Here is a 6,000-nt window from a genome sequence, read left to right on the forward strand (position 1 = left end):
CCGCCGGCCCGGGCCGGCAGGTCGCCGGTGGCTCAGACCGCTACTTTCTGTGGCGTGAGACGCGGCAGGGCGCGCAGTTTGCTCAGGGTGTCGGCGCAGGTTTTCGCCGCTTCCTGGCCTTTGTGCACGAAGTGATCGAAGAAGAATTTCTGGTGTTCTTCACCCGCGTGGAAGTGGTGCGGGGTCAGTACCACCGAAAATACCGGCACTTCGGTGTCCAGCTGGACTTGCATCAGGCCGTCGATCACCGCGGTGGCGACGAAGTCGTGGCGATAGATCCCGCCATCAACCACCAGGCCCGCGGCGACCACGCCGGCATACCGCCCGGACTTGGCCAGCAGCTTGGCATGCAGAGGGATTTCGAATGCGCCGCCGACCTCGAAGAAGTCGATATCGCTTTCCTGATAGCCCAGCTTGGCGATTTCCGAGACAAAACCGTGGCGCGCCTGGTCGACAATATCCTTGTGCCAGCAAGCCTGGATGAAGGCGATACGTTGGTTGTGATGAATAGGGGTGGGTTGCATCTGTTCTGACTCCTGTTTGTGTGAAAAACAGGGCGATATGAATCGAATGGGATTCAAGGGTGCGTTCAGCTTCGTTGTGGGATGCTCGCAGGCACACACGGATCAGCGGACGGCCCCTGGGTGTCAATCCCGTTCTCTCTTCATCCGGACTATGACCGTCGGCCCCGGGATCACACCGGGTCTGCTGACCTTGTCGACCGACAGCCAAGGCCGTGGGAGTCGTCAAGCGCTCGCGGGCTAGACGCATTGCGCGCCATTACCGCCGGTGGGGAGTTGCACCCCGCCCTGAGAACGTTGCCACCAGACTTTCTGGCGGCGCCCAGTTTTTAACATATATTTTCAGGCAGCGCATGTCGTCGTTTCGATAATGATGATCGAATTTCCGCAGGACGTGTCGGCTCGAGCCGCCGTCGATCAGGCTGAAGTCACCCTGGGTATAGGGACGCCAGGTGTACGCAAGTTGAACAAGTTGTTGCGGTATTGGCCGAATTTGGCCGTGAATGAGACTGCAGGCCGTCCAATTGACGGTTTCTATCGTATAAACACACTGTACCCAAGGCGCAGGGCCGATATAATGCGGCCCTTTGCAAGTCGCAAACCCTTTTGGATGTGATGCACTTGCGTTTGGCCGCAGACTCCGTGGAAGAACCTATGAAAAGCGCAGAAATCCGTGAAGCCTTCCTTCGCTTCTTCGAACAGCAAGGCCACACCCGTGTAGCCTCCAGCTCTTTGATTCCGGGCAACGACCCGACCCTGCTGTTCACCAACGCGGGGATGAACCAGTTCAAGGACTGCTTCCTGGGCCAGGAAAAGCGCGCCTATACCCGCGCGGTCAGCAGTCAGAAATGCGTGCGCGCCGGCGGCAAGCACAACGACCTGGAAAACGTCGGTTATACCGCTCGTCACCACACCTTTTTCGAAATGCTCGGCAACTTCAGCTTTGGCGACTATTTCAAACGTGATGCGATCACCTTCGCCTGGACCTTCCTGACGTCCGACCAGTGGCTGAACCTGCCGAAGGAGAAGCTCTGGGTCACGGTCTACGCCAGCGACGACGAAGCCTACGATATCTGGACCAAGGAAGTCGGCGTGCCGGCTGAGCGCATGGTCCGTATCGGTGACAACAAGGGCGCGCCTTACGCGTCCGATAACTTCTGGACCATGGGCGATACCGGTCCGTGCGGTCCGTGCACCGAGATTTTCTACGATCACGGCGCCGATATCTGGGGTGGCCCACCCGGCTCGCCGGAAGAAGACGGCGACCGCTACATCGAAATCTGGAACAACGTGTTCATGCAATTCAACCGCACCGCCGACGGCGTGTTGCATCCGCTGCCGGCGCCGTCGGTGGACACCGGCATGGGCCTGGAGCGGATCAGTGCGGTGTTGCAGCACGTTCACTCCAACTATGAGATCGACCTGTTCCAGAGCCTGCTGAGTGCTTCGGCCCGGGCGATCGGCTGCAGCAACGACAACCAGGCGTCGCTGAAAGTCGTGGCCGACCATATTCGTTCCTGCGGCTTCCTGATTGCCGACGGTGTGTTGCCGTCCAACGAAGGCCGTGGCTATGTGCTGCGTCGGATCATTCGCCGGGCCTGCCGTCACGGCAACAAGCTGGGCGCCAAAGGCAGCTTCTTCTATCAGATCGTTGCCGCCCTGGTCGCCGAGATGGGCGAGGCCTTCCCTGAGCTGAAATCCCAGCAGGCGCATATCGAGCGCGTGCTCAAAGCCGAAGAAGAGCAGTTCGCCAAGACCCTGGAGCAAGGCCTGAAGATCCTCGAGCAGGACCTGGCCGAACTCAAGGGGTCGGTCGTCCCCGGCGACGTGGTGTTCAAGCTGTACGACACCTACGGTTTCCCTATGGACCTGACCGGTGACATCGCTCGTGAACGCAGCCTGACTCTCGACGAGGCCGGTTTCGAGCGCGAGATGGAAGCCCAGCGCGTACGCGCGCGTTCGGCCAGTTCCTTCGGTATGGACTACAACAGCCTGGTCAAGGTCGACGTCGCCACCGAGTTCACCGGCTACAGTGCTACCAGCGGTTCGGCGAAAGTCGTGGCACTCTATAAAGAAGGGCAGTCGGTCGACGTCTTGAATGAAGGCGAAGAGGGCGTTGTGGTCCTGGACCAGACGCCGTTCTATGCCGAGTCGGGCGGCCAGGTGGGTGATTGCGGTTATCTCAAGGCGGCTGCCGCTCGCTTCGATGTGCGCGATACCACCAAGACCGGCGGTGCGTTCCTGCACCACGGTGTCCTGGCCCAAGGCAGCCTGTTGGTCGGTGCCCAGGTTGACACCCAGGTGGCCGCCGAGGTGCGCCACGCCACGTCCCTGAACCACTCGGCCACGCACCTGCTGCACGCCGCGTTGCGTCAGGTGTTGGGCGAGCATGTCCAGCAGAAGGGTTCGTTGGTCGATAGCCAGCGCCTGCGCTTTGACTTCAGCCACTTCGAAGCCATCAAGCCTGAGCAGCTCAAGGCCCTGGAAGATATCGTCAACGCCGAGATCCGCAAGAACTCGGTGGTGGAAACCGAAGAAACCGATATCGACACCGCCAAGAAGAAAGGCGCCATGGCGCTGTTTGGCGAGAAGTACGGTGACAGCGTTCGGGTACTGAGCATGGGCGGCGATTTCTCCGTTGAGCTGTGTGGCGGTATCCACGCCAACCGCACCGGCGATATCGGCCTGCTGAAAATTACCAGCGAAGGCGGCGTCGCCTCAGGCGTACGGCGTATCGAAGCGGTCACGGGGGCAGCGGCACTGGCCTACCTGAACGCCGCTGAAGAGCAACTCAAGGAAGCCGCGAGCCTGATCAAGGGCAGTCGCGACAACCTGATCGACAAGCTGTCGGCGGTGCTGGAACGCAACCGCCTGCTGGAAAAACAGCTGGAGCAATTGCAGGCCAAGGCCGCCAGCGCGGCGGGCGATGACCTGTCGGCTTCGGCCCTGGACGTCAAGGGCGTCAAGGTCCTGGCCGTGCGCCTGGACGGGCAGGATGGCAAGGCGCTGCTGGCGTTGGTCGATCAACTGAAAAACAAACTCGGTCGCGCAGTGATCCTGCTCGGCAGTGTCCATGAGGAAAAGGTCGTTCTGGTTGCAGGCGTGACCAAGGACCTGACTGGCCAACTCAAAGCCGGTGATCTGATGAAACAAGCCGCTGCGGCAGTGGGCGGGAAGGGCGGTGGTCGTCCGGATATGGCGCAAGGCGGCGGTATCGACGCTGCGCAACTGGATGCCGCGCTGGCCCTGACCGTACCTTTTGTCGAACAGGGCGTTTAAGGCCGCGAAGGGTGCCTGCTGTCTAGTGGCGGGCATCGCAGCTGTGAAGTTGAATGATTAATGGGCGCCCCTTTACGGGCTGAGGCGGCTTAGAAATGGCTTTGATCGTACAGAAATTCGGAGGTACCTCGGTCGGCTCCGTCGAGAGAATCGAGCAGGTAGCCGACAAGGTTAAGAAGTTCCGCGAAGCCGGTGATGACCTGGTGGTTGTACTGTCCGCGATGAGCGGCGAGACCAACCGCCTGATCGAACTGGCCAAGCAAATCAGTGGCGAGCAGCAGCCGGTTCCGCGTGAACTGGATGTGATCGTTTCCACCGGCGAGCAGGTGACCATCGCCTTGCTGGCCATGGCGCTGATCAAGCGTGGTGTACCGGCGGTCTCGTACACCGGCAACCAGGTGCGGATCCTGACCGACAGCGCGCACAATAAGGCGCGCATCCTGCAGATCGACGATCAGAAGATTCGTGGCGATCTGAAGGCCGGTCGCGTGGTCGTGGTCGCCGGTTTCCAGGGCGTCGACGAGCACGGCAATATCACCACCCTCGGGCGTGGCGGTTCCGACACCACCGGCGTGGCGCTGGCGGCGGCCTTGAAGGCTGACGAATGCCAGATCTACACCGACGTCGATGGCGTCTACACCACCGATCCACGCGTTGTGGCCCAGGCCCAGCGCCTGGACAAGATCACCTTCGAAGAGATGCTGGAAATGGCCAGCCTCGGTTCCAAGGTGTTGCAGATCCGTGCGGTCGAGTTCGCCGGCAAGTACAACGTTCCGCTGCGCGTCCTGCACAGCTTCAAAGAGGGTCCGGGCACCCTCATTACTATTGATGAAGAGGAATCCATGGAACAGCCGATCATTTCCGGCATCGCCTTCAACCGCGATGAAGCCAAGCTGACCATCCGTGGCGTGCCAGACACCCCCGGCGTGGCCTTCAAGATTCTCGGCCCGATCAGTGCCGCGAATATCGAAGTCGACATGATCGTGCAGAACGTCGCGCACGATAACACCACCGACTTCACCTTCACCGTGCACCGCAACGACTACCAGGCCGCGCAAACCGTCCTGGAAAACACCGCACGTGAGATCGGTGCTCGTGAAGTGGTCGGCGACACCAAGATCGCCAAGGTGTCGATCGTCGGTGTCGGCATGCGTTCCCACGCTGGCGTGGCCAGCCGCATGTTCGAGGCCCTGGCCAAGGAAAGCATCAATATCCAGATGATCTCGACCTCGGAGATCAAAGTCTCCGTGGTGATCGAAGAGAAGTATCTGGAGCTGGCGGTACGGGCGCTGCACACGGCCTTCGAGCTGGACGCACCGGCCCGACAGGGCGAGTGACGCATCGTCCCCAAGGGCGCGGTTGAACCGCGCCCTTTGTTTTTCTTGATGGGCGTGGGCGGGAGCTGTTCTTTTGTCTGCGCTGGTCAATACTCAGGGGTGTAGGGCAATGGCTATATAGCCTGTAAGCCGAAGCCCTTTTTGCAGACTGTTGTCCCTGAACTGAAGTGCGTGTAGGAGAAAGGTATGCTGATTCTGACTCGTCGGTGCGCAGAAAGCCTGATCATCGGTGACGGTGAAATCACTGTGACCGTGCTTGGCGTCAAAGGAAATCAAGTCCGAATTGGGGTCAATGCCCCCAAGGAAGTGGCTGTACACCGTGAGGAAATCTATCTGCGGATCAAGAAAGAGAAGGACGAAGAACCAAGCCATTAATTTTATTTGATTTTTTGCTTTGCAAACGGGGAAAGGTTGGTTATTATACGCCCCGTGTTGCGGAGAGGTGGCCGAGTGGCCGAAGGCGCTCCCCTGCTAAGGGAGTACACCTCAAAAGGGTGTCGGGGGTTCGAATCCCCCCTTCTCCGCCATTATTTGCGTAGTACGTGTAGATCTGGCTTCTTCGGTAAGTTGTTGAAATTACTAGAAAAAAGCGCTTTACAAAAAGATTTCACGGCCTATAATGCGCGGCATCAAATGCACTCGTAGCTCAGCTGGATAGAGTACTCGGCTACGAACCGAGCGGTCACAGGTTCGAATCCTGTCGAGTGCACCATTTAAGCGTTGTTGGTAGTGATACGAATAACGTGGCTTCAACCAGTTGTGATCTGGTCTAAAAACACACATGCACTCGTAGCTCAGCTGGATAGAGTACTCGGCTACGAACCGAGCGGTCACAGGTTCGAATCCTGTCGAGTGCACCATAC

Annotated in this window: 4 protein-coding genes, 3 tRNA genes and 1 riboswitch; of the genes, 6 read left to right on the top strand and 1 reads right to left on the bottom strand. The window is 59.2% G+C overall.

All coding sequences use genetic code 11. The annotated features are described in order from the left end of the window. Positions 1-32: 32 nt before the first annotated feature. Complete coding sequence (locus tag AC07T0_RS30845) at positions 33-524, bottom strand: 6,7-dimethyl-8-ribityllumazine synthase (protein ID WP_495004735.1); 492 nt, start codon at positions 522-524, stop codon at positions 33-35. A 127-nt stretch (positions 525-651) separates the two neighbouring features. Next, positions 652-821: riboswitch (FMN riboswitch) on the bottom strand. 354 nt (positions 822-1,175) lie between these two features. Here AC07T0_RS30845 and alaS point away from each other — a divergent pair. The 6 genes from alaS to AC07T0_RS30875 all read left to right on the top strand — a co-directional run bounded on the left by alaS (position 1,176) and on the right by AC07T0_RS30875 (position 5,997). Then, positions 1,176-3,800: an alanine--tRNA ligase gene (gene alaS, locus AC07T0_RS30850; protein ID WP_495004736.1), complete on the top strand. Its 2,625-nt coding sequence runs from the start codon at positions 1,176-1,178 to the stop codon at positions 3,798-3,800. A gap of 95 nt (positions 3,801-3,895) precedes the next feature. Then, positions 3,896-5,137 carry an aspartate kinase gene (locus AC07T0_RS30855; RefSeq protein WP_248800849.1) on the top strand — a complete coding sequence of 414 codons (1,242 nt, stop codon included), beginning with the start codon at positions 3,896-3,898 and terminating at the stop codon, positions 5,135-5,137. Between the two features lie 186 nt (positions 5,138-5,323). Further along, a complete protein-coding gene (csrA, locus tag AC07T0_RS30860) occupies positions 5,324-5,512 on the top strand; it encodes a carbon storage regulator CsrA (RefSeq protein ID WP_002554426.1) in 189 nt (62 codons plus the stop codon). Between the two features lie 61 nt (positions 5,513-5,573). After that, a tRNA-Ser gene (locus tag AC07T0_RS30865) sits at positions 5,574-5,664 on the top strand. Positions 5,665-5,772: 108 nt separating this feature from the next. Further along, positions 5,773-5,849 (top strand) — tRNA-Arg (locus AC07T0_RS30870). A gap of 71 nt (positions 5,850-5,920) precedes the next feature. Further along, positions 5,921-5,997, top strand: a tRNA-Arg gene (locus tag AC07T0_RS30875). Positions 5,998-6,000: the final 3 nt, after the last annotated feature.

It is taken from the genome of Pseudomonas sp. GW821-FHT04D07 (genome assembly GCF_059420225.1).

Bases quoted from the DNA above. Each gene is read 5' to 3' on its own strand.
- AC07T0_RS30845 (WP_495004735.1), bottom strand. From the start codon at position 524: ATGCAACCCACCCCTATTCATCACAACCAACGTATCGCCTTCATCCAG.
- alaS (WP_495004736.1), top strand. From the start codon at position 1,176: ATGAAAAGCGCAGAAATCCGTGAAGCCTTCCTTCGCTTCTTCGAACAG.
- AC07T0_RS30855 (WP_248800849.1), top strand. From the start codon at position 3,896: ATGGCTTTGATCGTACAGAAATTCGGAGGTACCTCGGTCGGCTCCGTC.
- csrA (WP_002554426.1), top strand. From the start codon at position 5,324: ATGCTGATTCTGACTCGTCGGTGCGCAGAAAGCCTGATCATCGGTGAC.